The 25310-nt window shown below is 61.9% G+C and carries 26 protein-coding genes; 16 read left to right on the top strand and 10 right to left on the bottom strand.

Annotated features, from left to right (window positions below; genetic code table 11):
* Positions 1 to 12 precede the first annotated feature (12 nt).
* The 6 genes from AB8A38_RS29650 to AB8A38_RS29625 all read left to right on the top strand — a co-directional run bounded on the left by AB8A38_RS29650 (position 13) and on the right by AB8A38_RS29625 (position 7061).
* Positions 13 to 897, top strand: a complete 885-nt coding sequence (locus AB8A38_RS29650) for an ABC transporter permease (RefSeq protein WP_315842840.1) — start codon at positions 13 to 15, stop codon at positions 895 to 897.
* Positions 894 to 2579 (top strand): ABC transporter ATP-binding protein, encoded by a 1686-nt coding sequence (locus tag AB8A38_RS29645; RefSeq protein ID WP_410001815.1) that lies wholly within the window; start codon positions 894 to 896, stop codon positions 2577 to 2579. The genes AB8A38_RS29650 and AB8A38_RS29645 overlap by 4 nt, the downstream gene beginning before the upstream one ends.
* A 30-nt stretch (positions 2580 to 2609) precedes the next feature.
* A complete protein-coding gene (locus AB8A38_RS29640; RefSeq protein WP_439088431.1) occupies positions 2610 to 4133 on the top strand; it encodes a M81 family metallopeptidase in 1524 nt (507 codons plus the stop codon).
* Between the two features lie 12 nt (positions 4134 to 4145).
* A complete protein-coding gene (locus tag AB8A38_RS29635) occupies positions 4146 to 5306 on the top strand; it encodes a M20 aminoacylase family protein (protein ID WP_439088430.1) in 1161 nt (386 codons plus the stop codon).
* Positions 5307 to 5490: 184 nt separating this feature from the next.
* Positions 5491 to 6381 (top strand): crotonase/enoyl-CoA hydratase family protein, encoded by an 891-nt coding sequence (locus AB8A38_RS29630; protein WP_315844184.1) that lies wholly within the window; start codon positions 5491 to 5493, stop codon positions 6379 to 6381.
* A gap of 8 nt (positions 6382 to 6389) precedes the next feature.
* The gene (locus AB8A38_RS29625) at positions 6390 to 7061 is read left to right on the top strand and encodes an alpha/beta fold hydrolase (protein ID WP_315842843.1); all 672 of its coding nucleotides are present in this window, start codon (positions 6390 to 6392) and stop codon (positions 7059 to 7061) included.
* Between the two features lie 4 nt (positions 7062 to 7065).
* On the opposite strand, the gene AB8A38_RS29620 is transcribed toward AB8A38_RS29625, so the two are convergent.
* The 3 genes from AB8A38_RS29620 to AB8A38_RS29610 form a co-directional block, all read right to left on the bottom strand.
* Positions 7066 to 8043, bottom strand: coding sequence for an NADPH:quinone oxidoreductase family protein (locus AB8A38_RS29620; RefSeq protein ID WP_439088429.1), 978 nt, complete (start codon positions 8041 to 8043; stop codon positions 7066 to 7068).
* The gene (locus AB8A38_RS29615) at positions 8043 to 8672 is read right to left on the bottom strand and encodes a 2-hydroxychromene-2-carboxylate isomerase (RefSeq protein ID WP_315842845.1); all 630 of its coding nucleotides are present in this window, start codon (positions 8670 to 8672) and stop codon (positions 8043 to 8045) included. The genes AB8A38_RS29620 and AB8A38_RS29615 overlap by 1 nt, the downstream gene beginning before the upstream one ends.
* 141 nt (positions 8673 to 8813) lie before the next feature.
* Positions 8814 to 9518 carry a glutathione S-transferase N-terminal domain-containing protein gene (locus AB8A38_RS29610; protein WP_309948716.1) on the bottom strand — a complete coding sequence of 235 codons (705 nt, stop codon included), beginning with the start codon at positions 9516 to 9518 and terminating at the stop codon, positions 8814 to 8816.
* A 124-nt stretch (positions 9519 to 9642) separates the two neighbouring features.
* Between AB8A38_RS29610 and AB8A38_RS29605 the strand changes: the two genes are divergently transcribed.
* Positions 9643 to 10665 carry a methionine synthase gene (locus tag AB8A38_RS29605; protein ID WP_439088428.1) on the top strand — a complete coding sequence of 341 codons (1023 nt, stop codon included), beginning with the start codon at positions 9643 to 9645 and terminating at the stop codon, positions 10663 to 10665.
* Between the two features lie 116 nt (positions 10666 to 10781).
* On the opposite strand, the gene AB8A38_RS29600 is transcribed toward AB8A38_RS29605, so the two are convergent.
* From AB8A38_RS29600 to AB8A38_RS29590, 3 genes are all read right to left on the bottom strand, one after another.
* Positions 10782 to 11399, bottom strand: coding sequence for a hypothetical protein (locus AB8A38_RS29600; protein WP_439088427.1), 618 nt, complete (start codon positions 11397 to 11399; stop codon positions 10782 to 10784).
* Positions 11400 to 11422: 23 nt separating this feature from the next.
* Complete coding sequence (gene gpt, locus AB8A38_RS29595; protein WP_068736116.1) at positions 11423 to 11947, bottom strand: xanthine phosphoribosyltransferase; 525 nt, start codon at positions 11945 to 11947, stop codon at positions 11423 to 11425.
* Positions 11948 to 12020: 73 nt separating this feature from the next.
* Positions 12021 to 12755, bottom strand: a complete 735-nt coding sequence (locus AB8A38_RS29590) for a competence/damage-inducible protein A (RefSeq protein ID WP_309948719.1) — start codon at positions 12753 to 12755, stop codon at positions 12021 to 12023.
* 221 nt (positions 12756 to 12976) lie between these two features.
* Between AB8A38_RS29590 and AB8A38_RS29585 the strand changes: the two genes are divergently transcribed.
* The 7 genes from AB8A38_RS29585 to AB8A38_RS29555 all read left to right on the top strand — a co-directional run bounded on the left by AB8A38_RS29585 (position 12977) and on the right by AB8A38_RS29555 (position 19750).
* Positions 12977 to 14395 (top strand): circularly permuted type 2 ATP-grasp protein, encoded by a 1419-nt coding sequence (locus AB8A38_RS29585; RefSeq protein ID WP_439088426.1) that lies wholly within the window; start codon positions 12977 to 12979, stop codon positions 14393 to 14395.
* Positions 14396 to 14457: 62 nt separating this feature from the next.
* The gene (locus AB8A38_RS29580; RefSeq protein ID WP_068736110.1) at positions 14458 to 15402 is read left to right on the top strand and encodes an alpha-E domain-containing protein; all 945 of its coding nucleotides are present in this window, start codon (positions 14458 to 14460) and stop codon (positions 15400 to 15402) included.
* Between the two features lie 40 nt (positions 15403 to 15442).
* The gene (locus tag AB8A38_RS29575) at positions 15443 to 16285 is read left to right on the top strand and encodes a transglutaminase family protein (protein ID WP_315842850.1); all 843 of its coding nucleotides are present in this window, start codon (positions 15443 to 15445) and stop codon (positions 16283 to 16285) included.
* A gap of 78 nt (positions 16286 to 16363) precedes the next feature.
* Positions 16364 to 17110: a proteasome-type protease gene (locus tag AB8A38_RS29570; protein WP_315842851.1), complete on the top strand. Its 747-nt coding sequence runs from the start codon at positions 16364 to 16366 to the stop codon at positions 17108 to 17110.
* Between the two features lie 41 nt (positions 17111 to 17151).
* Positions 17152 to 17640: a GNAT family N-acetyltransferase gene (locus AB8A38_RS29565; RefSeq protein ID WP_315842852.1), complete on the top strand. Its 489-nt coding sequence runs from the start codon at positions 17152 to 17154 to the stop codon at positions 17638 to 17640.
* A 22-nt stretch (positions 17641 to 17662) separates the two neighbouring features.
* Positions 17663 to 18421, top strand: a complete 759-nt coding sequence (locus tag AB8A38_RS29560; protein WP_068736102.1) for an SDR family oxidoreductase — start codon at positions 17663 to 17665, stop codon at positions 18419 to 18421.
* 78 nt (positions 18422 to 18499) lie between these two features.
* Positions 18500 to 19750 (top strand): NupC/NupG family nucleoside CNT transporter, encoded by a 1251-nt coding sequence (locus AB8A38_RS29555; protein ID WP_439088425.1) that lies wholly within the window; start codon positions 18500 to 18502, stop codon positions 19748 to 19750.
* 19 nt (positions 19751 to 19769) lie between these two features.
* Here AB8A38_RS29555 and AB8A38_RS29550 read toward each other — a convergent pair whose 3' ends face one another.
* From AB8A38_RS29550 to AB8A38_RS29540, 3 genes are all read right to left on the bottom strand, one after another.
* Positions 19770 to 20831, bottom strand: coding sequence for a dipeptidase (locus tag AB8A38_RS29550; RefSeq protein WP_439088424.1), 1062 nt, complete (start codon positions 20829 to 20831; stop codon positions 19770 to 19772).
* A gap of 101 nt (positions 20832 to 20932) precedes the next feature.
* Complete coding sequence (locus tag AB8A38_RS29545) at positions 20933 to 21481, bottom strand: cupin domain-containing protein (protein ID WP_439088423.1); 549 nt, start codon at positions 21479 to 21481, stop codon at positions 20933 to 20935.
* A gap of 107 nt (positions 21482 to 21588) precedes the next feature.
* A complete protein-coding gene (locus AB8A38_RS29540) occupies positions 21589 to 21873 on the bottom strand; it encodes an usg protein (RefSeq protein WP_068736319.1) in 285 nt (94 codons plus the stop codon).
* Positions 21874 to 22292: 419 nt separating this feature from the next.
* On the opposite strand from AB8A38_RS29540, the gene AB8A38_RS29535 reads away from it, so the two are divergent.
* On the top strand, positions 22293 to 22610 hold the full coding sequence (locus AB8A38_RS29535; protein ID WP_089264960.1) for a co-chaperone GroES: 318 nt from the start codon (positions 22293 to 22295) through the stop codon (positions 22608 to 22610).
* 42 nt (positions 22611 to 22652) lie between these two features.
* Positions 22653 to 24293 (top strand): chaperonin GroEL, encoded by a 1641-nt coding sequence (groL, locus tag AB8A38_RS29530; protein ID WP_439088422.1) that lies wholly within the window; start codon positions 22653 to 22655, stop codon positions 24291 to 24293.
* A 627-nt stretch (positions 24294 to 24920) separates the two neighbouring features.
* Here the strand turns inward: groL and AB8A38_RS29525 are convergent.
* Entirely contained in the window at positions 24921 to 25256 is a 336-nt protein-coding gene (locus AB8A38_RS29525) for an ArsR/SmtB family transcription factor (RefSeq protein ID WP_439088421.1), read from the bottom strand.
* Positions 25257 to 25310: the final 54 nt, after the last annotated feature.

Here is a 25310-nt window from a genome sequence, read left to right as displayed (position 1 = left end):
AATCCGTATCTGATGGCGATCGAATCCGTTCCCAACCCAGCCCTCCCCTCGCGCAGTGGCCCGTCGCTGGGCTTTCTCACCGCAACGCCAATCATCGCGGTGGCGACGCTCTGCCTGACGCTGGTGATCCTGTCGGCGATCTTTGCGCCGTGGCTGTCGTCGCACGATCCTCAGCTGCTCGCGCCGGCCCTGCGGCTGAAGCCGGCCAGTTCGGAATACCTGCTCGGCACCGATGCCTATGGTCGCGATGTGCTGGCGCGCATTCTCTATGGCGGCCGCATCTCGCTGCTGATCGGCCTTGGCGCGGCCGTCACCAGTATTGTCATCGGCCTGTTCATCGGCCTGTTCTCGGGCTTCTTCAAATGGATGGACGCCATCCTGATGCGCATCATGGACGGCCTGATGGCGATGCCCGGCGTGCTGCTGGCCATCGCCGTCGTGTCGCTGTCAGGCGCCACCCTGACGACGGTGCTGATTGCGATCACTATTCCGGAAATCCCCCGTGTCGCGCGACTGGTGCGTTCCGTGGTGCTGTCGGCGCGTGAGGAGCCCTATGTGGAGGCGGCGATCTCGCTCGGCTCCAGCATGCCGAAGATCATGTGGAAGCATCTGATGCCCAACACGGTGGCGCCGCTGATCGTCCAGGGCACCTTCATCGCCGCATCCGCCATTCTCACTGAGGCGATCCTGTCGTTCCTCGGCGCCGGCATCAGCCCGGAAACCCCGACCTGGGGGAATATCATGGCCGAGGGTCGCGCCTTCTTTCAGGTCAAGCCATCGCTGATCTTCTGGCCGGGACTACTGCTCTCGATTGCCATTCTCTCCGTCAATCTGATCGGCGACGCTGCCCGCGATGCGCTCGATCCCCGCATGAAACAGCGTGAGGCCGGCAAGTGAGTGAACTATTGAACCCCACCGTGAATACCCGCCCCATCGCACTGGAAATCGAAAACCTCGTCGTCGGCGTCGGCAAGAGCGGCGCCGGCAAGAAGATCATCGACGGCATTTCTCTCCAGGTGCGCCAGGGCGAAACGCTCTGCGTGGTCGGCGAAAGCGGTTCCGGCAAGTCGGTGACCTCACTCTCCACCATGGGCCTGCTGCCGCGAGATTCACTCAAAGCCATCGGCGGCAGCATTAAGTTGGTCGGCGAGGACGTGCTGCAAGCCAGCGACCGCCGCCTGCGCGAGCTCCGCGCCACGACGATGGCGATGATCTTCCAAGAGCCGATGACGGCGCTCAATCCGGTCGTCCCCGTTGGCAAGCAGATCGACGAAGTACTACGCACCCACACCAATCTCGGCGCTAGCGCCCGCCGTGCGCGCATTCTCGACATGATGGAGCAAGTGCGGCTTCCCGATGTGAAGCGCATCTTCGCGTCCTATCCGCACCGCCTCTCGGGCGGCCAGCGCCAGCGCATCATGATCGCCATGGCGCTCGTGCTGGAGCCGAAACTGCTGATCGCCGATGAGCCAACGACAGCGCTCGACGTCACCACCCAGGCGCAGATCCTCAAGCTGATGCGCGACCTTCAGAAGGATCACGGCACCGCCGTGCTGTTCATCACTCACGACATGGGCGTGGTGGCCGACATCGCCGATCGCGTCGCCGTGATGCGTCATGGACGGTTGGTGGAAACCGGAGCATTGAAAGATATTCTGAGCGCGCCCACGCAGGAGTATACCCGTAACCTGCTGTCGTCGGTGCCGAGCCTCATTCCCCGCGCGGCCCGCGAGGAAGTGGGCTTCAATCCAGTCGTGCTCGAAGCGAATGAGCTCGGCAAGGTCTATCGCGAGCGTTCCATGTTCGGGAAACCACGCGAGGTCCACGCAGCCCAGGACGTCACGCTGACACTGCGCAAGGGCCGCACGCTCGGCATCGTCGGCGAAAGCGGCTCCGGCAAATCGACCGTCGCGCGCTGTATCGTCCGACTGATCGATCCAACCTCGGGCGGCATCCGCCTCGCCGGACGCGAAATCTCCGACCTGTCACGTCACACGTTGCAGCCGCACCGCAAGAAGATACAGATCGTCTTCCAGGACCCCTATCGTTCGCTCAATCCGCGCATCACCATCGGCGAGTCCATTTGCGAAGGTCCGATCAATTTCGGCACCAAACATTCGGTAGCAATGGCCAGGGCGCGTGAACTGCTCGAACTGGTCGGTCTTCCACCTGACGCAGTGTCGCGCTATCCGCACCAGTTCTCCGGCGGCCAGCGCCAGCGCATCGCCATTGCGCGCGCGCTTGCCCTCGACCCGGAAGTGCTGGTGGCCGACGAAGCCGTCTCGGCCCTCGACGTCTCGGTGCAGGCGCAGGTGCTGCGGCTGCTCGACGACATCCAGACCCGGCTCGGCATTGCCATCCTGTTCATCACCCACGATCTGCGCGTCGCCGCCCAGATTTGCGACGACGTGGCCGTGATGCAGCATGGCCGGGTGGTGGAACAGGGCCCGGCGGCGGAAGTCCTCGCAAATCCGCAACAGGCCTATACGCGCCAGCTGCTTGACGCGGCGCCCGGACGAGGATGGGATTTCGCCAACTTCCGCGCGGTCGATGGCAGCACCACCGTGCCGGCGGCCTGAGCGCACACCGAAACTGACCCTGGATTCTGAATGACCCGTATCGCTGTCGGCGGCTTTCTGCACGAGACGAACACGTTTGCGCCGACCAAGGCGACCTATGAGGCCTTTGTACATGGCGGCGGCTGGCCGTCGATGACGCATGGCGCCGACGTCCTCAAGGTGATGCGCGGCATCAATGTCGGCCTCGCAGGCTTCATCGAGGAAGCCGAGACACGTGGCTGGGAGCTGATCCCGACCATCGCCTGCGGCGCGAGCCCTTCGGCGCATGTCACCAAGGACGCGTTCGAGCGCATCGTCGGCAAGATGATCGATGGCATCAGGGCAGCGCTGCCACTGGATGCGGTCTATCTCGATCTGCACGGCGCCATGGTCACCGAACATCTCGACGACGGCGAAGGCGAGATTGCGCGGCGCGTGCGCGAGGTGATCGGGCCGGATATCCCGTTCGTGGTCAGCCTCGACCTGCACGGCAATATCTCGCCGGAAACGGTCGAATACACCGACGCGCTGATCGCCTATCGCACCTATCCCCATGTGGACATGGCCCACACCGGCCGCGCCTGCGCGCGCCACATGGAACTGCTGCTTGCGGGCAACCGGTACGCCAAGGCGTTCCGCCAGTTGCCGTTCCTGATTCCGATCAGCTGGCAGTGCACCAATGACGAACCGACCAAAGGCATCTATCTCAAGCTCGCAGCGCTCGAAGACGACGAGATCCCGACACTCTCCTTTTGCCCCGGCTTTCCCGCTGCCGATTTCCCGCATTGCTGCCCGAGCGTGTTCGCCTATGGCGTCACGCAGGCCCATGCCGACGCAGCGGCTGATACGGTCGTCAAACTGGTGATGGGCCACGAGAACGACTTCGACGGCAAGATCTACAGGCCGGACGAAGGCGTGTTGCATGCCATGGAATTGGCGAAGACCCTTACCAAGCCGGTCGTCATCGCCGACACGCAGGACAATCCCGGCGCCGGCGGCGACAGCGACACCACCGGCATGCTGCGCGCGCTGGTGAAGAACAAGGCGATCAAGGCCGCCCATGGCGTGATCTACGATCCCGCCGCCGCGAAGGCTGCGCATGAAGCCGGCGAAGGCGCCACGGTCAAACTCTCCATCGGCGGCAAGTCGGGCATCCCCGGCGATGCGCCCTATGAGAACACGTTCGTGGTCGAGAAACTGTCGGACGGCAAGTTCGTCGCTCCCGGCCCCTATTATGGCGGTCGCGACATGGATATGGGCCTCTCGGCCTGTCTGCGTATCGACGATGTTCGCGTCATCATCAGCTCGCACAAGGCGCAGCTCGCCGACCAGTCGATGTATCGCTATGTCGGCATCGAGCCGACTGAGCAGAACATTCTCGTCAACAAGAGCTCGGTGCATTTCCGCGCGGACTTTGAGCCGATCGCCGGCAAGCTGCTGATCTGCGCCGCGCCCGGTGCGATGCCCGCGGATACGTCCGTGCTGCCCTGGAAACATCTGCGTCCGGGCATTCGGCTGAAGCCGAACGGCGAACCATTTACGCCCCAGACCTCATCACCTGCCCTCGTGCCGTGAACGGATAGACCCATGCCCACACTCGAACGTATCGACGCTTTCGCCGACGAACTCACCGCTATCCGCCGCGACCTGCACGCGCATCCGGAAATCGGCTTCGAGGAAGTCCGCACCTCCGGCATCGTTGCCGACAAGCTGACCTCCTGGGGCGTCGAAGTGCATCGCGGCTTGGGGGGCACCGGCGTCGTCGGCGTGCTGAAGGGCAAAGGCTCGGGCACGAAGCGCATCGGCCTGCGCGCCGACATGGACGCGCTGCCGATGGAAGAAAACACCAATCTCGCCTGGCGCTCGACCATTCCGGGCCGTTTTCACGGCTGCGGCCATGACGGCCACACCACCATGCTGCTCGGCACCGCACGCTATCTCGCCGAGACCCGCAATTTCGACGGCACCGTGCATTTCATCTTCCAGCCCGCCGAAGAAGGCCTCGGCGGTGCCCGCGCGATGATCAAGGACGGTCTCTTCAAACAGTTTCCCTGCGATGAAATCTACGGCCTGCATAATGCACCGGACATGAATCACGGCGAAGTCGGCATCTTCCCAGGCCCCGCAATGGCTGCCGCCGACTTTTTCGACATCACCATCCGGGGCTATGGCGCGCATGGCGCAATGCCGGAGCGCTCGAAGGACCCTGTCGTGATCGCGATGTCGCTCGGTCAGGCGATGCAGTCGATCGTCAGCCGCAACGTCAATCCGTTCGAATCCGCGGTGCTGTCGATCACCCAGATCCATTCCGGCTCGGCCTATAACGTCATTCCGGATGACGCGAAGCTCTGCGGCACCGTGCGCTGTTTCTCCGAGAAAGTCCGGATGCAGATCCGCGAGCGGATGCACGCCTTGGCCGCCGGCATGGCGACGGCGTTCGATTGCGAGATCAAGGTCGATATCCGCGACGGCTTCAGCGTGCTCGTCAATCAGGAAGAACATTCCAAGGCCGTCGAGGACGTCGCTCGCACGATCGTTGGCGACGCCAATGTGATCACCCGCGCGAAGCCGAAAATGGGTTCCGAAGATTTCGCCGACATGCTGCATGCCGTGCCCGGCGCCTATTTCTGGGTCGGCCAGGAAGGCTCGGTGCCGGTGCACAATCCCGGCTATTATCTCGACGATAAAATCCTGCCCATCGGCGCCAGCATGTTCGCCCGCATCGTCGAAACCCGGCTGCCGGTATAAGAAGCGGCGGCCAACACTGCCGGCATAATTCCGCAGGATGGGTTGAGCCCAGCCGTGCAAGCTGCTGTCCGACAACCCATCACGACTGCGCGCATGACAAGATGGGTTTCGCTATCGCGCAACCCATCCTAAAGTCGGCGGCAAGCAACCGCCCAACAAACAAAAAAACAGGGAAGAAACCATCATGGCCTATGAGACCATCCTCTACAGCGTCGAGGAACAGATCCTCACCATCACGCTGAACCGCCCCGAAAAGCTCAACGCCTATAACGCCACCATGCAGGCCGAGCTGATCGATGCCTTCGACAAGGCCGATGCGGACGACAATGTGCGCGCGATCATCGTGACCGGTGCCGGACGTGGTTTCTGCGCGGGTGCGGATCTCTCCTCGGGCGCCGACACCTTCGATCGCGACGCGCGGCGCGGCCCGGTGAAGCGCCTCGCCAGCGGCGATGTCGATTACAGCGATCCGATGGTGCGCGATGGCGGCGGTCAGGTGACACTGCGCATCTTCAAATGCCTCAAGCCGGTCATCGCCGCGGTGAACGGCCCGGCCGTCGGCATCGGCGCCACCATGCAGCTCGCGATGGACATCCGCATTGCCTCGGAAGCCGCACGCTTCGGCTTCGTGTTCTCCCAGCGCGGCATCGTGCCGGAAGCCGCCTCGAGCTGGTTCCTGCCGCGCCTCGTCGGCATCTCGCAGGCGCTGGAATGGTGCTACTCCGGCCGCGTCTTCCCGGCGCAGGAGGCCCTCGCCGGTCGCCTCGTCAGCAAGGTGGTCGCACCCGATGACCTGTTGCCGACCGCGCGTGCACTCGCCAAGACCTTCATCGACAAGACCGCCCCAGTCTCCGTCGCGCTGATCCGCCAGATGATGTGGCGCATGATGGGCGCCGACGATCCGATGGAAGCGCACAAGATCGACAGCCGCGGCATCTATGCGCGCGGTCGCTCGGAAGACGTCAAGGAAGGCGTCGTGGCCTTTCTCGAGAAACGCCCGGCCGCGTTCAAGAACAAAGTCAGCACGGACATGCCGAGCTACTTCCCCTGGTGGGACGAGCGCGACTACAAATAGGACGACGAATGAATCCGACGCCCTCTGGTCGTCCACTCGAGGGCGTCATTTTCCTGCACGGCATTAGCCGGTCGTTCCGATCTTTTATCAAGATGCAGCAGGCGGTCGAAGCCGCAGGCTTCGCCACGCGGAACATCGGCTATCCCAGCCGGCGCAAGACGCTGTCTGCGCTGGCCGACGACATTCACCCCGCCATCGCGCCGTTTGTCGAAGCCAACGAAGGCTGCACGCATTTCGTCTGCCATTCGATGGGCGGTCTGCTTGCGCGGGTCTATCTGGCGCGCCATCGCCCCTCACGTCTCGGCCGCGTGGTGATGCTGGGCACGCCGAATGGCGGCAGCGAGATTGCGGACCGTCTCAAGAACTGGCTGCCCTATCGCCAGTATTTCGGCCCGGCGGGGCAACAACTCGTTACGACGCGGGATGACGTAACTGAGGCGATGCTTCCCCTAGTTGACTATCCGGTCGGCATCATCGCCGGCGACCGCACGCTCGATCCGATCGCTTCGCGCTTGATGTTGCGTGGCCCGAATGATGGTCGTGTCACCGTCGCGCGCACGAGGCTTGAAGGCATGACTGATCACCTCGTCATCCACGCGTCGCATGCGATGATGATCCGGAAGAGGGAAGCGATCATGCAGACCATCGCCTTCCTGAAGGACGGCCAGTTTCGGCGCTGAGCGCTCAGCCCATGGTCAGCGCCACACGGCCGATCGCCTTGCGCTCCGTTAGCAGCCGCATGGCAGCTGCGACATCCGCCAGCGGCAGGCGATGCGAAACATTTGGCCTGATCTTTCCTGCCTCTGCCCATGCGAGGAGCTGCGCAATGCGGGCTTCGCCGATCTTCGGATCACGCCGCGCCGCCTCGCCGGCACGAACGCCGAGCACGCTGGCGCCTTTGATGAGCACGAGATTGGTTTTCGCCACGCCGATGCCACCGGTGAAGCCGATCACCAGCAGCCGCGCACCCCAATTGATGCAGCGGAGGCTCTGCTCGAAGATTTCGCCACCGACCGGATCGAACACCACATCGGCGCCGCGCCCCTCGGTGATGCGCTTGACCGCGTCACGGAACGGTTCGGAGCCATACAGTACGCCATGATCCGCACCACGCGCTTTGGCGACTGCAAGCTTCTCTTCCGACGATGCAGCCGCGATGACCGTGGCGCCCAGCAGCTTGCCGATCTCCACCGCTGCCAAACCGACGCCGCCGCCGGCGCCGTGTACCAGCAGCACTTCGCCGGATCTGATCTGCCCGCGATCGACCAGCGCGTGATGCGCGGTGCCATGCGCCGCAAGAAACGTCGCCCCCTCCGCATAGTCGAATGTCGACGGCAGTGAAGTGAGTTGCGCTGGCGTCACCACAACTTCGTCCGCATAGCCGCCATGACGCAGCTTGACGATAACGCGATCCCCGACCGCGATGCCCGGCACATCGCTGGCGATTTCGCTGACGTCGCCGGCGGCTTCCATGCCCGGCGTGAACGGCAGTTCGGGCTTGAGCTGATATTCGCCGGCCGCCATCAGGATGTCCGGAAAATTGATTCCGGCGGCGCGCACGGCAACGCGGACCTGCCCGGGTTTCAGCGGCACTGATGCAAATTGTTCGAGGCGCAGGCTTTCAGGTGACCCGAGCTCACGGCAAACGATTGCTCTCGGCATCAGGCTGCGCTCTCGGCGCTTGCAGCGCCAACGCGGCGACGCTGCAGCGCCTCGCGGATCAGCGGCAGGCGGTCATTGCCGAAATACATGTCGGTCTTGTCGAGATAGATGGTCGGCGAGCCGAAGCCGCCCCGTGCGATCACCTCATCGGTATTGACCTTGAGCTGGTCCTTGTTCGCCTGATCGCCGATGCCTGCGAAGAATTTCGCGGGATCGATGCCGGTGCGCGTACAAATCTCCGTGAGAACATCATCTCTCGAGATATCCTTGTCGTCGCCCCAATAGGCTTCGAACACCGCGCGCGCGAACGGTACCATGGCGTCGTTACCGAGCCAGATGCAACCGCGCATCGCCTTAACGCTGTTCACCGGAAACACCGTCGGCGGCATCTTGATAGCCAGGCCTGCCGAGCGCGCCCAATCACCGAGATCCTTCTTCATGTAGCGCGCCTTCGCCGGCACCGGCGTCTTGCGCGATTCATAGACGCTGGGATTGATCGAATTGAAGATGCCGCCGACCAGAATGGGCCGCCACGAGATTTCCTCGCGGAATTCCTTCGCCAGTGGCTGGATGTTGTGGAAGGCGAGATAGGTCCAGGGACTGGAACAGTCGAAGAAGAATTCGATCATGGGTGTTTCCTCTTATTATTGTTCTCCGTCATTCCGGGGCGCGCCACTTGGCGCGAACCCGGAATCCCGATGTGTTTTTATTTCTGCCAGGTTCCGGGTTCGTCGGCGCGAAGGCGCGCCGCCGCCCCGGAACGACGAATCTCACTGCTGCGCCTGCGCATGCGCCGGTGCATCGACACCGAACATGATCTTCCTCGCCTGCTCATCCATCGGCTTCTTCTCCTGCTTGCCGACGGCAAGCCCCGCCTGTACCTGCGGCCGCGCGCGGACCAGCGCGAACCAGCGCTTCACATTCGGGAAATCATCCAGTGTCAGGCCCTGCGCCTTATGGGTCATGATCCACGGAAAGCACGCCATGTCGGCGATGGAGTAGTCGCCGGCGATGTAATCGCGGCCTTCCCCGAGATGCGCGTCGAGTACGCCGTACAGGCGCTTGGCTTCGCGAGTATAGCGATCCATCGCATAGGGAATCTTCTCGGGCGCATAGAGCAGGAAATGCCCGTTCTGGCCGAGCATGGGGCCGAGCCCGCCCATCTGCCACATCAGCCATTGCATGACGTCGAAACGCTTGCGTATCTCGGTCGGCATGAACCGGCCGGACTTCTCCGCGAGATAGATCAGGATTGCGCCGCTCTCGAAAATCGAGACCGGTGCGCCGCCATCAGCGGGCGCATGATCGACAATGGCCGGCATGCGGCCGTTGGGGCTGAGTTTCAGAAACTCCGGCTGGTGCTGGTCGCCGCGACCGAGTTGCATCGGGACGACCGTATAGGGCAGCCCGCATTCCTCCAGCATGATCGAGATTTTCCAGCCGTTCGGCGTCGGTGCGTAATGCAGGTCGATCATGGTGTCCCTCGAGGCGTTTTGGCCGATCCTAGCCCTCCCCCACGGGTGCGCCAATCCCATATACGGGAGGTCCGGAACATGGCAGATAGGCCTCCGCAAAACACAATTTCCGGGGAGCGAACAAATGCTGTTTCCAACCACCATCGCCGGCTCGCTTCCGAAGCCCGAGTGGCTCGCCGAGCCCAACAAGCTGTGGCCGACCTGGCGTTCGTCGGGCGACGAACTGGCCCGCGCCAAGCGCGACGCGACGCTGCTGGCTGTGAAAGTGCAGGAAGATGCCGGCGTCGACATCGTCACCGAAGGCGAGCAGGCGCGGCAGCATTTCGTCCATGGCTTTCTGGAAAAGGTCGACGGCATCGACTTCGCCCACAAGGTCGAGATGGGCATCCGCAAGGATCGCTATAAGGCGATGGTCCCGCAGGTGACCGCGCCACTGCAGCTCAAGGGCCGCGTTCACGCCTTCGAGGCGCAGGCCGCCCGCGCGCACACAAAGAACAAGTTCAAGTTCACGCTGCCCGGCCCGATGACCATCATCGACACCCTGTCGGACAGCTATTACGGCGACCGCGTCAAGATGGCCTTCGCCTTCGCCGAATTGCTGAACCAGGAAGCGCTCGCACTGCAGGCCGACGGCGTCGACATGATCCAGTTCGACGAGCCGGCCTTCAACGTCTTCATGGACGAAGCCGCCGACTGGGGCGTCAAGGCGCTCGAGCGTGCCGCACAGGGCCTCACTTGCGCGACAGCCGTTCACATCTGCTACGGCTACGGCATCAAGGCCAATACCGACTGGAAAGAAACGCTCGGCAGCGAGTGGCGGCAATATGAAGAGATCTTCCCGGCCATCGATGCCAGCCCGATCCAGCAGGTCGCCATCGAATGCCGCAATTCGCGCGTGCCGCTGGAATTGCTGGGACTGCTGAAGAACAAGATCGTGCAGGCCGGTGTGATCGACGTCGCCAGCGATGAGGTCGAGACGCCCGAGGATGTGGTCGCCACCATCGAGGCCGTGATGAAGCACGTGCCGAAGGACAAGATCGTGCCGACGACTAATTGCGGCATGGCCCCAATGCAGCGCGATATCGCGGAAGCGAAGCTGCGCGCACTGGGTGCGGGTGCGAAGCTGGCGAGGCAGAAGCTGGGGTAACCCCGGCTCTCTCGATGTCATGGCCGGGCTTGACCCGGTCATCCAACTTCCTCTTTCCGTTACGAGCAAGAAAGATGGATGCCCGGGTCAAGCCCGGGCATGACGGAGTGAGATCGTTAGTTTCGCGCACTCTTGTGCAGCACCGGACGATAGCCAGCGCGAAATGCATTCAGCGTCGATGGTGGCGTCAGCAGCTGCGCGTCGACGAGTTCACCGACCGAAGCGCTATATCCTGCGAACGACCACTGCAGCGCCTGCCCCTGCGCGATCAAATAGCTTTCGTCACCCGCCTGCACCATCGCCCCATCCGGCAATGCCTCGATAGGCCCATCCACCGGATGCGATCGCTTCTTCCTGTTATCCAGCCGCTCACGATGCAGCAGCGCATCGATCTCCGTCGCCCGCACACGCGTGACGCCGTTGCCCTCCTCCCACGCTGCGCGAAAGCGGTTCGCGTCCTCGCGGCGGCAATAGAAGCATGGGCGGTGACCGGCGGCGAAGGACGTCGCCTCGTCGAGGAAGAACAGCTCGGTCCAGCTACGTGTCGCCATGACATCGCGGCGACGCCCGCGAAATTCGCAGACGCAAGTGATCCAGGCCGGATTGGACCAGCGCCTGTTCAGGAGCGTTTTGGTCGAAGGATCATGGATGATGCCACGATTGCCGGTGAACGTTCCGCGCTCCGGTGTCGCGACGATGTCGCCTGCCGGCGTAACACGATTTTGCAGCGGCAATCGCGTCTCCTCGCAACGAGCGCCTAGCCCGCGCCTTCGCGCATCGGCGGCTGGAACGACAGGCCGAGATCCCACGGAAAGAAGATCCAGGTGTCCTGCGACACTTCGGTGATGTACGTATCCACCAGCGGCCGGCCCATCGGCTTGGCATAGACAGTCGCGAAATGAGCTTTCGGCAGCATGTCGCGGACGATACGCGCCGTCTTGCCGGTATCGACGAGGTCGTCGATGATCAGGAGGCCCTTGCCGTCGCCGCCGCCGAGTTTCAACGCATCGGCAGAGAGCCCCTTCAGTACCTGCAACTCGCCGCGCTTGTTGTGCTCATAGCTCGCGATGCACACCGTATCGATGACGCGGACGCCGAGCTCGCGCGCCACGATCGCTGCCGGCACGAGGCCGCCACGGGTGATGGCGATGATCGCATGAAATGGACCGGCGCTGTTCAGCCGCCAGGTCAGCGCGCGGCAATCGCGATGGAATTGATCCCAGGACACCGGGAATGCCTTGCCGGCGCGCTCCTCAGCACTCAATTCCGGATGATCGGCCATGTTCGTCTCCTTCCATCAGTCGCCCTCAGGCGGCCGGACTTATGTTGATCTACTCGTTAGTTCACTCTTGATTTCACTTAGGCGCGTTGATTGTCGCCAACATCGCTTTGACGGCCTCCATTGCCGCATTGAGCTTATCCTGATCGCGCGAACGCACCACCAGATTGGTGTTCGGCTTGCCCTGTTCGTCCATGAACGGATAGCTGCCGATGATCGTATCCGGATGCGCCTTCGCGATATCGCGCAGCGGACCACCGACGTCCCCCTCCCGCGCATTGGCCTTCACCGTATCGGATAGCATCCGCAAACCAGATTTCAGCTTCGGCGACACGATGTCCATCATCGCCTGCATGATCGTCGGCACGCCGGCCATCACGATTACATTGTCGATCTTGAAGCCGGGCGCCAGGATGGTCGCGCTCTGGATCAAGTCGGCGCCGTCAGGGATGCGTGCCATCCGTAGCCGGGCTTCGTTCAGGTCGGCGCCGAAGCGCTCCTGGAAGCGCGCGACCACTTCGGGATGGTGATCGATCTTGACGCCGAACGCCTTGGCGACTGCATCGGCGGTGATGTCATCGTGGGTGGGGCCGATGCCGCCAGTGGTAAAAACGTAGGTGTAACGTTTGCGCAGCGCATCGAGCGCAGCGATGATGTCCGGCTCATCGTCGGAGACGACGCGGACTTCCTTGAGATCGATACCGATATTGGTGAGATACTCAGCGATGAAGCCGATGTTCTTGTCCTTGGTCCGGCCTGACAGAATCTCGTCGCCAATCACCAGGATGCCCGCAGTCACAATCTCGGTCATTTGTCATTCCCTACCATTCCCGGGACCATGCGCAGGCAAAGTCCCGATGTCACGGGGTTTTGCTGCCGAAACGAGCAGCGTCCAGCCGTTTTTTCAGGCAGCTTTACACGCATCTCATACGAATTGCTCCTGTTGAATGCATATCGTGCTGGCCCGCCCCTTGCTACCATCCCTTTCAGTCGTGCAATCTCCGTACGGCCTCGAAACAACAGTCAGGGTACATGGCAGTCGCGTTCGACGAAATGAACGGGCCTCAAGGCGAGCTCCGCCCGGCCTATGAAGAACTCTCCCGCTGGCTCAAGGAGACGCCTCCGGACGCTTTGGAACATCGCCGCCAGGAAGCGGAGCTGCTGTTCCGCCGGATCGGCATCACCTTCGCGGTTTACGGCGACTCCGAATCCACCGAACGGCTGATCCCCTTCGACGTCATTCCGCGGATCATTTCCGGCAAGGAATGGACCCTGCTGGAAAAGGGCCTGAAGCAGCGCACCCGCGCCATCAACATGTTCCTCAAGGACATCTATCACGGCCGGGACATTCTCCGCGCCGGCCTGATCCCCGATGACCTGATCTTCCAGAATCCAGTGTTCCGTCCGGAGATGAACGGCCAGGACGTCCCCCACGATGTCTATGTGCACATTGCCGGGATCGACATCGTCCGCACCAATCCGGACGAATTCTTCGTTCTCGAAGACAATGCCCGCACGCCCTCCGGCGTCTCCTACATGTTGGAGAACCGCGAGATCATGATGCGGCTTTTCCCCGACCTGTTCGCGCGGCATCGCGTCGCGCCGGTCGAGAAATATCCCGACGAGCTATTGTCCTGCCTGCGCTCCGTCGCACCGCGCTCGGCCTCGACAGAGCCCACCGTCGCGCTGATGACGCCCGGCGTCTACAACTCGGCCTATTACGAACACTCGTTCCTCGCCGACAAGCTCGGGGTCGAACTGGTCGAGGGCCGCGACCTCATCGTCAAGAACGATGAAGTCTTCATGCGCACCACCGAAGGCCTCAAACGCGTCGACGTGATCTATCGCCGCGTCGATGACGATTTCCTCGATCCCCTCACCTTCCGCCCGGATTCAGCGCTCGGCGTCCCCGGCCTGATGTCCGCCTATATGGCTGGCAACGTCACGCTGGCCAACGCAGTCGGCACCGGCATCGCCGACGACAAGGCGATCTACAGCTACATGCCGGAAGTGGTGAAGTTCTATCTCGGCGAAGAGCCGATCCTGAAGAATGTGCCGACCTGGCGCTGTCGCGAACCTGGCGATCTCGCTTATGTGCTCGATCACCTCGGCGAACTCGTCGTCAAGGAAGTCCATGGCTCCGGCGGTTACGGCATGCTGATCGGGCCTGCCGCTACAAAAGCAACGATTGAAGCTTTCCGCGACAAGCTGAAGCGCGAGCCGGAAGGCTTCATCGCCCAGCCGACCCTGGCGCTCTCGACCTGCCCGACCTGCACCGAGTCAGGCCTCGCACCGCGGCATGTCGATCTTCGTCCCTTCGTGCTCACCGGCAGCAAGAACGTCTCCATCGTCGCAGGCGGGTTGACCCGCGTCGCGCTGAAGGAAGGCTCGCTGGTGGTGAATTCCAGCCAGGGCGGCGGCACCAAGGACACATGGATACTGGACGAATAACTCTCGATATAGGCAACCGGACTTCGACCGACGACCCAATTTTCAAAGAGTAACATCCCCGCATGCTGTCGCGCACCGCCGAGAACCTTTACTGGCTAGCCCGCTATGTCGAACGCGCCGAATATCTCGCGCGCACGATCGAGGCGACACTGCGCGTCACCGCGCTGCCGAATACCTATATCGGCCAGACCAACGAATGGGATTCGGCGTTACTGACCGCAGGCGTCAGCGCGGCCTTTTACGAGATCTATGAGGAAGCCAACGAGACCAATGTCGTCGAATATCTCTCGTTCTCGACGGCCAATCCCTCCTCGATCCGCAACTGCATCGAAGCCGCACGCCTGAACTCGCGCTCGGTCCGCACCGCACTGACCGGCGAGATGTGGGACACGATCAACAGCGCGTGGCTGGAGCTGCAATCCGCCTGGAGCGGCGGCGCCAAGACACGCGAGCAACTGGCGAACTTCCTCCGCTTCGTGCAGGAAACATCGCTGCGCTTCGACGGCTCAGCCTACCGGACCATGTTGCGCAACGACGCCTACTGGTTCTCGCGGCTCGGCCTGCATCTGGAGCGCGCCGACAACACCGCGCGCATTCTCGACGTCAAATATCATCTGCTGCTGCCCGAGGACGAACATGTCGGCGGCCCGCTCGACTACTATCAGTGGACTTCGATCCTACGCTCGGTCTCCGCGCTGACGGCCTATCACTGGGTCTATCGCGAGACGCTGAAGCCCTGGCTGATCGCCGACCTGTTGATCCTCAACGACACGCTGCCGCGCTCGCTGGCGAGCTGCTACGGCAATCTGGTCCGCAATCTCGACCAGATCGGCGTGTCCTATGGCCGTCAGGGCGCAGCGCAGCGCCACGCCCGCGGCGTCCGAAACCGCCTCGAACACAGCAACATGCAGGATATTTTCCAGCATGGGTTGCATGAATTCATCCAGGAATTCATTGCAGATAACAGCCGTCTGGGCGACATCATTGCCAAACAATACCTGATTTGAGCTAGCGTCCCGGCTCATCTGCAGATTCGGACACGTTGCCATGCGCCTGCGTATCGCCCATTCGACGACCTATCGCTACGAGCCGCCGGCTTCGGGCGTGATCCAGATTTTGCGGATGACGCCGGGCAGCCATGACGGCCAGTATGTCGCCGAGTGGCAGATCGACGTCTCCACCGATTCCCGCCTCGATCTCCATGAAGATGCATTCGGCAATGTGACCCATGTGCTGACCCATGGGCCGATCGCCGACCTCACCGTGACCGTCGAAGGCCTGATCGACACCCAGGACACCGGGGGCGTGCTGAAGGGCACCGATGAGCGATTTCCGCCGAGCTTCTTCCTGCGCCAGACCGACCTGACCGACGCCAGCGCAGCGATGCAGGCTTTTGCCAAGGACCTTGCGCCAAGCGCCGAAACCGACGTGCTCGGCTTCCTGCACGCGCTGATGATGGCCATCAACGAGCACATGACCTTTGACGTCGATCCAACCAGCACCGGCACCTCGGCCAGCGAGGCCTTCATCGGCAAGCGTGGCGTCTGCCAGGATTACGCGCATATCTTCATCGCCTGTGCCCGCTCGGCCGGCGTCCCTGCCCGCTTCGTCTCCGGCCATTTCTGGCGTGCCGATGGCGAGACCAACCAGCAGGCCGGGCATGCCTGGGCCGAGGCCTACGTGCCGGATCTCGGCTGGGTCGGCTTCGACCCTGCCAATGCCATCTGCACCACCGACGCCCATGCCCGCGTTGCCATCGGCCTGGATTACCTTGGCGCAGCCCCTGTCCGCGGCACCCGTTATGGCGGCGGCACGGAAACCCTGACCGTCGCCGTCAAGGTCGATCAGGCCAATGGCCGCGGCCAGTCGCAGTCGCAGAGCCAGTCCTGAACAACCTCAAACTGGTTTTCCGAGGTTGCCCGGTCGATACCCACCGCGTAAGACGCTTCCCTGATTAAGGGACCGACGATGACTTATTGCTGCGGAATTCTCGTCAAGGACGGCCTGGTGATGATCGCGGACACGCGCACCAATGCCGGGCTCGACAATATCTCGACCTTCCGCAAACTGCATATCTTCAACCAGCCCGGCGACCGCATCATGGCGGTGGCCTCCGCGGGCAATCTGGCAATCAGCCAGTCGGTGCTCTCCACCCTGAGCGAGGGCCTCGAGAACCCGACCACCGGCGAGCTGGAGACCCTGCTGAACGCGCCCACGATGTTTCAGGCTGCGCAGCGCATCGGCCGCGCCATCAGGCACGTCAACGCTACCGAGGGCAAGGCGCTGGAGGCCGAGGATATCAATTTCGACGTCTCGTTCCTGTTCGGCGGCCAGATCAAGGGCGCCAAGATGCGGCTGTTCATGATCTACCCGGCCGGCAATTTCATCGAATGCACGGTGGACACACCCTATCTGCAGATCGGCGAGCACAAATACGGCAAGCCGGTACTCGACCGCGCGATGCATTACGACGTCGAATTGTACGAGGCGCTCAAGACCGGCCTGATCTCGATGGACTCGACCATGCGCTCGAATATCGGCGTCGGCCTGCCGATCGATGTGCTGGTGGTGCGCGCCGATGTCTGCGATGCCGATCTCAATCACCGTATCGAAGCCGGCGAGCCCTATTTCCACGACCTGCGCTCGCGCTGGTCGGCAGCACTGCGCGCGGCACATCAAAACATTCCGCGCCCGCCCTACAAGAAAGACAATTGAGCGCGGCCGCGATGACTGCCGCCCCGATGAAATGGCGCATCATGACGGAGGCAGATCTGTCGTCCGTCCTCGCCATCGCCGATGCCGTTCATCCCGATTTCCCCGAAGATGAGGTCGTGTTCGCGAACCGCCTGGCGCTCGATCCCAACGGTTGCGCCGTGCTCGAAGCCCAGGACGGGATCAAGGGTTATCTCGTCAGCCATCCCTGGCAATTCAGGGAGCCGCCGTCACTGAACAGCCTGCTGACAATGCCCGCAGCGCCCTCGACCTTCTACATTCACGATCTCGCATTGCTGCCCGAAACCCGCAGATCCGGCGCGGCGACTGTGGCCGTCGATATGATGGCGGCACGCGCCCGGCTGATGCAACTGCCCAACATGACGCTTGTTGCCGTCAACAATTCAGTTCATTTTTGGCAACGGCACGATTTCACCATCATGCGCGATTCCGAACTGGATCAAAAACTGCAAAGCTACGGCGACAACGCACGTTTCATGGTCCGGGACCTCACTCAAAAAGACCTCTCGTAAAAAGAAAACAGGGACGAAACAGATGACCAACAAGATCGCACTTGTGACCGGAGCTGGCACCGGCGTCGGCCGTGCCGCATCGCTCGCGCTGATGAATGCGGGCTTCACCGTCGTGCTCGCCGGTCGCCGGCTCGAACTGCTGCAAGAGACCCAAAAGCTCGGCGCGGCCAATGGCGGCAAGAGCCTCCCCGTGAGCGCCGACATGGCGGACCCCGCCTCCATTGCCGCGCTGTTCGCCAGGACCATGCAGGAATTCGGCCGGCTCGACGTGCTGTTCAACAATGCCGGCATGGGCGCGCCCGCGATTCCGTTCGAAGACCTCGGCCTCGAACAGTGGCAGGCTGTGGTGAACACTAATCTCACCGCGCCGTTCCTGTGCACGCAGCACGCCTTCCGCATCATGAAGGATCAGACGCCCCGCGGCGGCCGCATCATCAATAATGGCTCGATCTCGGCGCATGCACCGCGCCCGTTCTCCGCCGCCTACACGTCGACCAAACACGCCATCACCGGCTTGACCAAGGCCAGCAATCTCGACGGCCGCGCCTATGACATCGCCGTCGGCCAGGTCGATATCGGCAACGCCGCCACACCCATGACCGACCGCATGGTCAACGGCCCCGGCGTGCTGCAGCCCGACGGCACCTCGAAGCAGGAGCCACGCATGGACGCCAAAGCCGTCGGCGACGCTGTCGCCTATATGGCTGGCCTGCCGCTCGACGCCAATGTGCTGACCATGACGGTCATGGCGACAAAGATGCCGTTCGTCGGACGCGGCTAAAACGTAACCTGCCCCAGCGGCATTGCGATTGCATGACATGGGAAGCCGCGGCATCATCGCCGCGGTTTCGGGGGATTTATGCTGCAGCTACAATCGGCGTTCGGCGTCATCGCACTTTTGGGGATCGCCTGGGCGCTCGGTGAAAACCGCAGCAAGGTGTCGCTGAGACAGGCCGCGATCGGTCTCGCATTGACGATCGTCGCTGCCGTGATCCTGCTTAAGCTTCCCGTCGTGACGCGCGCCTTCAGCAGCATCAACGATGCTGTCAGTACCATCGCCGCAGCGTCGCGTGCTGGCACATCCTTCGTGTTCGGTTATCTCGGCGGCGGCGCATTGCCGTTCGATCTCAAGAATCCCGGCGCGGATTTCGTTCTCGCGCTTCAAGCACTTCCCGTGGTGCTGGTCATCAGCGTGCTGACCAGCCTGTTGTTCTACTGGCGTATCCTGCCGCCGATCGTGCGCGGCATGGCGTGGCTGCTCGAACGCACGCTCGGCATCGGCGGCGCGGTCGGACTGTCAACGGCCGCGAACATCTTTCTGGGCATGGTCGAGGCCCCGTTGTTTATTCGCCCTTACCTCGCGCAGCTCACGCGCAGCGAACTGTTTCTGGTGATGACGGGCGGTATGGCGGGGATCGCCGGTACAGTGCTGGTGCTCTACGCCACTTTCATGGCGCCACTGATCCCCGATGCATCGGCGCATTTCGTGATTGCTTCCGTGCTCTCGGCGCCAGCTGCGATCCTTGTCAGCCTGATCATGGTGCCTGAGACGGAGGATCGTCGCACCGGTGGATTGCTCGCCAATCCGGACGCATCGGCCACGAGCACGATAGATGCGATCGTCAAGGGCACGAGTGCAGGCATCGAGCTACTCGTCAACATCATCGCCCTGCTGCTGGTGTTCGTGGCGCTGATGTATCTCATGAACGCGATCCTCATGATGATGCCCACCGTGGGAGGCAACACGCTGTCAGTACAGCGCATGCTGGGTTACGTGATGGCACCGGTGTGCTGGCTGATCGGCCTGCCGTGGGACCAGGCGCTGACCGCGGGCTCGCTGATGGGCGTCAAGACGATCCTCAACGAGTTGATCGCCTATGTTCAATTGGCGAAGCTCGGTCCCGATGCGCTGGATGCACGCTCGCGCCTCATTGTGCTTTATGCGCTGTGCGGATTTGCAAATTTTGCCAGCCTCGGAATTATGATCGGAGGCCTGGGCACCATGGCGCCGGAACGTCGTAACGAAATCAACGCGCTCGGTGTGAAGTCGATCGTCTCGGGGACGCTGACGACCTGCCTGATGGGCGCGATCGTCGGCATGCTCACCTGAGATACGCCGCCAGCGCCGGTCAGCCGATCGTCCGCTGCAGCAGATCGAGCCAGTTGCCCGAGCCGAGCTTGCCGAGCAGCGTCTCGGAATAGCCCTTGTCGCGCAAGGCCACGAACAGCGCCTGCAGGCCCGCGGCGGAGTCGATGGCCTCGGGCACCACCGCGCCGTCGAAATCCGATCCCAGCCCGACGTGATCCTCGCCCAGCTTCTCCAGCAGATAGTCGATCTGCTGCACCATTAGCTCGATGCCGGTGTCGGGCCGCATGCTGCCGTCGGGGCGCAGGAAGCAGGTCGCGAAATTCAGGCCGACCATGCCGCCGGTGTCGCGGATCGCGGCGAGCTGCTTGTCGGTGAGATTGCGCGGCGACGGGCACAGCGCATGGGCATTGGAATGGGTCGCCACCAGCGGCGCCTTCGACAGCCGCGCCACATCCCAAAAGCCCTTCTCGGTGATGTGCGACAGGTCGACCAGAATCTTCAGGTCATTGCAGGCGCCGATCAACCGCTCGCCGGCCGCGGTGAGACCGTCGCCGAGATCGGGCCCGGACGGGAAGTGAAACGGCACGCCATGGCCGAAGATGTTGGTCCGGCTCCACACCGGCCCGATCGACCGCAACCCCGCCGCATAGAGAACGTCGAGGAATCTGAGCTCGGCGTCGATGGCCTCCGCGCCTTCCAGATGGACCACCACGGCCAGCGCCTTGCGCTCAATGGCGGACCGGATTTCGGCGGTGGTGGTGCAGATCGCCACCGCGCCTGCGGAAGCGCGTTCGAGCTGCAGCAGGATGGCCAGTTCGGCGACGACGGAATTGCGGGCCTCGTCCATCGTCAGCGGCTCGGGAAGCGGCACGGCGTAGCGTCCGCCCGTCATCTGCGCCATGAATCCCGCTGACGCCTGAGCCGCCGGCGAATACAGCGCGAACAGCCCACCGACGAATGCGCCGGCCTTCGCCTTCGGCAGGTCGATGTGACCGGCGACTTCCCCGGTCAGGAAGTCGGATACCGGATCCTGCGATTGCGATTTGTACAGCCGCAGCAGCACATCGTTGTGACCGTCGAAAACCGGAACGGATGCAGTCATGAGATACTCGTTGAGGGCCAGGGCAGCGACGGGCTCAGCATAGCTGATTCAACGCCACTGCAACGCGCAAACAAGGTACGCGTCGCATTTCCGCACGCGAACTACCGGACTTCCACCGTCTTGAATTCCGCCGGCAGAATCACTTCAAGCAATTCGCAATTGTCGGAGTAATCGCGGATCAGATGCCTGATGCGCGGCGGCTGGGTCCAACATGACCCCTGACGCATGGTCATCTCGCCCTCGCCTTCCATATAGGCCTTCACCCAGCCATTCAGCACATAGACCAGCTGAAATTCGGCGTCGTGATAGTGAAGCTTGGAGACCTCTTTCGGATCGCAAGGTCCGATCAGCCGGATGACATGCGCGTGTGCCAAACCTCCGGTCGCAGCGGCGACGCCGAGATCGCGATACTTCGCATAAGCGCGCAGGCCGTCGCCGAGAAATGCTTCTTCCTGATAGTGGCTGATCGCGACGCGTTGCTTGCGGCGCATACCAGGTTTCGCCGCGGCCTTGGCGACAGCTTTTGTACTCGCCTTGGCCGGCTTACCAACAGAGAGCTTCTTTGCCGCTTTCGCTACTGCCTGTGTCGCAGGCTTCTTCGTCGCAGCCGTTTTCGCCGCGCTCTTTGACGTTCGCTTCAGCTTCGCCATGTCGTGTTTCCCACCCGGCGCAATGCCTAACAAACGGCCAGCGCGTCTGGGAACCTAGCTGTAGTTCAGCACAGCGGCAATTCATCCGGCGCGTTGAGAGGCGCGGACTAGTGCAACCGGAAGACGCCATCCACTGCACGAAGTTCGGCTGGCTTGATCAGTTTCGAATGTGCGACGGTTACCGCAAAGAGCGGGCCATCGAGCTTCTCTTGCCAGAAATCCAGGAAATCCTTCAGCGCTGGAAACTTCGGAAACAGATCATAGTTCTGCCAGACATAGGTCTGCAGCAGCGAGGGGTGATCGGGCATGCGGTAGAGGATCTGCGCCGTCGTCAGTCCGTAGCCAAGCACCTGCTTTCTGAAATCGTCAGAAGCTGCATTTCTCGAGACCATGTTCAACCTCCATGGACAAAGCGCATTCGGCTAAGTGGATTCCGGTTTGACGTCGAACTTCGCTCTGCTCTCCTGTGACCGTGCTGACTGCAGCGAACCGGCTTCCACTTCGCCCATGACAACACGATGCATGAAATGTGACGCAAGCAACGTCTTCATCACAAGCTTAAAAGTTTAATAATGAGTTGAAAGCCGAGCGTTAGCAGCAGCTTACCGCGAATGCTAACGCATTCGATGACCGGTATCGGAGGATTTTAACCAATTCTGGCACCCGTCATATTTGAGTGCCAAAATATTTGATACAGACCCTTGCCGGTGGGGAACGTTCGGCCTATGTCCGGACTAGCTGCGCTGGCACTTGTTGGCTCAGACTGCCAATTTAAATTTCTCAAGCATCTACAGAAACTTAGGAGGACTGCATGAAATTCCGTCCGCTTCACGATCGCGTTGTGGTCAAGCGTATCGACGCCGAAGAGAAGTCCGCTGGCGGCATCATCATTCCGGATAGCGCCAAAGAGAAGCCCTCCCAGGGCGAGATCGTCTCCGTCGGCCCGGGCGGCCGCGACGAAGCCGGCAAGCTGATCCCGATCGATCTGAAGGTCGGCGAGCGCGTGCTGTTCGGCAAGTGGTCGGGCACCGAGGTCAAGATCGATGGTCAGGACCTGCTGATCATGAAGGAAAGCGACATCATGGGCGTCCTCGAAGGTGCCGCTCCCGCCAAGAAGAAGGCCGCTTAAGCGCCTTTTCCCCACCCATCCTGATTTTCAAGGAAGCAAAACATGTCAGCTAAAGAAGTGAAATTCGGCGTTGATGCCCGCGACAAGATGCTGCGCGGCGTCGACATTCTCGCCAACGCCGTGAAGGTGACGCTCGGTCCGAAGGGCCGCAACGTCGTCATCGACAAGTCGTTCGGCGCGCCCCGCATCACCAAGGACGGCGTCACCGTCGCCAAGGAAATCGAGCTCGACGACAAGTTCGAGAACATGGGCGCCCAGATGGTGCGCGAAGTGGCTTCGAAGTCGGCCGACGCAGCCGGCGACGGCACCACCACTGCTACCGTGCTCGCCCAGGCAATCGTCCGTGAAGGCGCCAAGTCGGTTGCTGCCGGCATGAACCCGATGGATCTGAAGCGCGGCATCGACCTGGCTGTGGAAGCCGTGGTTGCTGACCTCGTCAAGAACTCCAAGAAGGTCACCTCGAACGACGAAATCGCTCAGGTCGGCACCATTTCGGCGAACGGCGATGCGGAAATCGGCAAGTTCCTCGCAGACGCGATGAAGAAGGTTGGCAACGAGGGCGTCATCACGGTTGAAGAAGCCAAGTCGCTCGAAACCGAACTCGACGTCGTCGAAGGCATGCAGTTCGACCGCGGCTACATCTCGCCCTACTTCGTCACCAACGCCGACAAGATGCGTGTCGAATTCGACGACGCCTACATCCTGATCAACGAGAAGAAGCTCTCCTCGCTGAACGAGATGCTGCCGCTGCTCGAAGCCGTCGTGCAGACCGGCAAGCCGCTCGTCATCGTTGCGGAAGACGTCGAAGGCGAAGCTCTCGCCACCCTCGTCGTCAACCGCCTGCGTGGCGGCCTCAAGGTCGCTGCCGTCAAGGCTCCGGGCTTCGGCGATCGCCGCAAGGCCATGCTGCAGGACATCGCGATCCTGACCGGCGGCCAGGCGATCTCGGAAGATCTCGGCATCAAGCTCGAGAACGTCACGCTCGCCATGCTCGGTCGCGCCAAGAAGGTGATGATCGACAAGGAAAACTCCACCATCGTCAACGGCGCCGGCAAGAAGGCCGACATCGAAGCACGCGTGGCGCAGATCAAGGCGCAGATCGAAGAAACCACTTCGGACTACGACCGTGAGAAGCTGCAGGAGCGTCTGGCCAAGCTGGCTGGCGGCGTTGCCGTCATCCGCGTCGGCGGCGCGACCGAAGTCGAAGTGAAGGAGCGCAAGGACCGCGTTGATGACGCGATGCATGCGACCCGCGCTGCGGTTGAAGAAGGCATCGTCCCCGGCGGCGGCGTCGCTCTGCTCCGCGCTTCGGAACAGCTGAAGAAGATCAAGACCGCGAACGACGACCAGAAGACCGGCGTCGAGATCGTCCGCAAGGCCCTGTCGGCTCCGGCTCGCCAGATCGCCATCAACGCAGGCGAAGACGGTTCGGTCATCGTCGGCAAGGTCCTCGAGACCGCGACCTACAGCTACGGCTTCGACTCGCAGACCGGCACCTACGGCGACATGCTCAAGAAGGGCATTATCGATCCGACCAAGGTTGTCCGTGCAGCGATCCAGAACGCAGCTTCGGTTGCCGGCCTCCTGATCACCACGGAAGCCATGGTTGCCGAGCTGCCCAAGAAGGGCGGCGCAGCAGGCGGCATGCCTCCGGGCGGCGGCATGGGCGGTATGGACTTCTAAGTCTAACGCTTCATCGCACTATCAAATGCAGAAACCCCGGCAGCGATGCCGGGGTTTTTGTTAGAGTATGCTCATCCTGTCCAGTCGAGTAGCCGACGTGCCCTATTTCTTATTTGACTTTGCGTCTTCTGAGCTAACCTTACTCATCAACCTCTTCAACTCCTTCGAGAGAGGCTTAAAGGCCGCTGTTGCTCCCGCGATTCCAGCGACTGGGCCTGAGATCTTGGCAACGAGAGCGATGAGCAGAATCATTGGAGTAACACGCGCAGCAGCCCCAACCCCTTTCGGAACATTTTCTTTAATTTCATCCCAGCTTCTCGCGCCCAACTCCGTCAATTCGCCACCAATGATTCTGGCAGACTGAGACACTGCGTGCCCCGCAGCGCGAGCGATCTCACTTACAAAATTCCTTGCAACAAGAAGTTGGTCCGCCACTAGGCGACTTCTGATATCAATACTTCTCGCTTCGAGAATTTCGGAATCATTCTCCTTTAACGCGTTAATGGCACGCTCTGTCGCCACATCAGCAACAAACGAACTATCAAATGCAAAACCCCGGCAGCGGTGCCGGGGCTTTTGTTTTTGGTTACTACGCTCGATCTTGCGCCAGGCTTCTTCTTGCCTGTTTCAGGCAACCGCACCCGGCGCATCACTCAGCGAACTCGCCAGGATCGCCATCAATAGCCCGGGAAACCGCGCTTCGATATCGGTGGCCCGCACCGCGTTCTGATGTTCGACGCCCTTCTTGCTGGTCTGGATCAGGCCAGCCTCGCGCAGCACGCGAAAATGGTTCGACAGGGTCGACTTGGCGATGGTCGGGCATGGCGACGCCGCCGTGCAGGACAGGCAGCCGCTCTCCTGCAGCAAGCCCCGGACGATCTGCAGCCGAATGGGATCGGCCAGCGCCGAGAGCACGCCGGATAGCGTGATGTCCTTGGTCGCGGGGTGAACGAACTGAACCATAAAAAAGATATAGGCGCCCCCTTGCGCTGGTTCAATAGTTCCATACTTCCGAAC

Origin of the sequence: Tardiphaga sp. 839_C3_N1_4 (assembly GCF_051811045.1) — a bacterium.
Classification (GTDB): domain Bacteria; phylum Pseudomonadota; class Alphaproteobacteria; order Rhizobiales; family Xanthobacteraceae; genus Tardiphaga.
The sequence above is the reverse complement of the archived record's forward strand: the minus strand, read 5'-3'. Positions and strand labels throughout refer to the sequence as shown.